At 68.5% G+C, this 295-nt stretch carries 1 pseudogene; it reads right to left on the bottom strand.

The features are described 5' to 3' along the window. Nucleotides 1-295, bottom strand: a pseudogene (locus SB717_RS34980) (hypothetical protein); the annotation flags it as partial.

Below are 295 nucleotides of genomic sequence, written 5' to 3'. Positions count from 1 at the left end.
CGATCACCATCGACGCCGCGGCCGGGAGTACCGAGGCGCCGGCCGCGAGAGTGGAGTACTCCAGGACGTTCTGCAGGTACTGCTGGCCGATGTACATCGCACCCATCAGGGTGCCGAAGACGACGATGCCACCGAATGCGGCGACCCAGAAGGTCGGCCGGGCGGCGATCGTGAGGTCGAACAGCGGTGTGGCGGCCCGGTGCTGCCGGACGAAGAATGCGATCGCGGCGGCCAGCGCGATGGCCGCCAGGATCGCTGTGATCGTCCCGGCACCGGCCATCGGGAGGAAGTTCAG

It is taken from the genome of Priestia sp. SIMBA_032, assembly GCF_046535215.1.
GTDB lineage: Bacteria > Bacillota > Bacilli > Bacillales > Bacillaceae_H > Priestia > Priestia aryabhattai.
The sequence above is the reverse complement of the archived record's forward strand: the minus strand, read 5'-3'. Positions and strand labels throughout refer to the sequence as shown.